This window comes from Parvibaculum sp. (genome assembly GCF_040882025.1).
In the GTDB taxonomy this organism is placed as follows: domain Bacteria; phylum Pseudomonadota; class Alphaproteobacteria; order Parvibaculales; family Parvibaculaceae; genus Parvibaculum.
In genome coordinates this window covers 1-1,671 of the sequence record NZ_JBBECC010000201.1, presented here as the reverse complement: position 1 = coordinate 1,671, position 1,671 = coordinate 1, and the positions used below count along the sequence as shown (strand labels likewise).

Here is a 1,671-nt window from a genome sequence, read left to right as displayed (position 1 = left end):
AGCTTGTCGAGCGGCTGATCCAGCAGGACAAGATTCAATATGTGCTCGGGCCCTACTCCTCGGGGCTCACCGAGGCCATTGCGCCGGTGACCGAAAAATACGGCGTGCCGATGGTCGAGGCGAACGGCGCGGCGATTTCGCTTTTCCGCAAGGACTACCGCTATCTCTTCGCCGTGTTGTCGACGACCGACGAATATCTGCGCGGTGCCGTCGAACTTGCGGCCAAGGTCAGTGACGACCCGTCCGCCGTTCGTGTTGCGATGGCGTTCGAGAACGATCCCTTCTCGCAGGATGTGCGGGACGGTGTCATTGCGGACATGGAACGCCATGGCATGAAGATCGTGGTCGATGACAAGCTGCCGTCGGAACTGAATGACATGTCGGCGACCTTGTCGAAGGTCCGCGCGCTCCGGCCCGACCTGATGCTGATTTCGGGCCACGACAAGGGCGCGTCGCTCGCCATCCGCCAGCTTGCCGACCAGCGCGTCAACTTGCCGATGCTGGCACTGACGCATTGCGATTCGGCCCGCATCGCCGAAAATTTCGGCCCGGCCGCCGAATATGCGCTTTGCGCCGCGCAATGGGCCTCGACGCTCACCTATGCCGACGACCTCTTCGGCAGCGCATCGGACTATGCGCGGCTTTACGAAGAAACCTATGGTGAGGTCGCGCCCTATCAGGCCGCCGAATCGAGCGCCGCGGTGCAGGTCTATGCCGATGCCTTTACGCGGGCGAAATCGCTCGCACCGGAAGACGTGCGCGACGCGCTCGCCGAAACGCGAATGATGACATTCTATGGCAAGATAGAATTCGACGAGACCGGCAAGAACATCGCCAAGCCGACCGTGCTGTTCCAGGTGCAGGACGGGAAATATGTCGTCGTCTATCCGGAAGAATTCGCCGAGGCGAAGCTACGCTGGCCGATCCCGCCTTGGGGCGAGCGCTAAGAGCGAAAGAAAAGGTCCCGTGCTCGATAATCTTTTCCTGCTCGTCCAGTTCCCGCCGCTTGCTGTCGATGTCGTCGTCAATGGCCTTTTGATCGGCGCGATCTTTGCGCTTGCCGCCTATGGCATGGCGCTGGTCTGGGGCGTTCTCAACATCGTCAATATTGTGCAGGGCGAACTCGTTGTGCTGGGCGGCTACGTCACGTTCCTGCTGGTACAATGGGGTATGCCGCCGCTTCTTGGCGTGCCGGTGTCGGCGATCGTCATGTTCGGGGTCGGCTGGGTGCTCTACCGCGCCATTATCTTTCGTGTCGTCGACAAGGACATTTTCATTTCGATCCTCGCGACCTTCGGCCTCGCTATCCTGATCCAGCAGCTCGCCAATCTCTCCTTTGGCGCAGATGTGCGTTCGGTCGATGCCGGTCTCGGCTCGGTCTATTTCCTCGACGGCATGGTGACGGTCGCCTGGGTCAAGCTCATCGCCTTCGCGCTGGCGCTCGCTGCGGGCGCTTCGCTCTGGCTTTTCCTGCGTCACGCGCGGCTCGGTCAGGCGATCCGCGCCACGGCGCAGAACGCGCGCGCGGCGCGCATCCTCGGCATCGATACGGGCCGCGTCTATGCGGCGACCTACGCGCTCAATGCGGCGCTGTGCGGCGCGGCGGGCAGCCTCGCGGTCATGGCATGGACCATCCATCCCTATATGGGCCTGCCTTATACGGTACGCTCA

The 1,671-nt window shown here is 62.1% G+C and carries 2 protein-coding genes; both read left to right on the top strand.

What is annotated here, in order from left to right; translation table 11 throughout:
• A partial coding sequence (locus WEB61_RS15275; RefSeq protein ID WP_368065200.1) for an amino acid ABC transporter substrate-binding protein occupies positions 1-947 on the top strand: 947 nt, incomplete at its 5' end.
• Positions 948-966: 19 nt separating this feature from the next.
• A partial coding sequence (locus WEB61_RS15270; protein WP_368065199.1) for a branched-chain amino acid ABC transporter permease occupies positions 967-1,671 on the top strand: 705 nt, incomplete at its 3' end.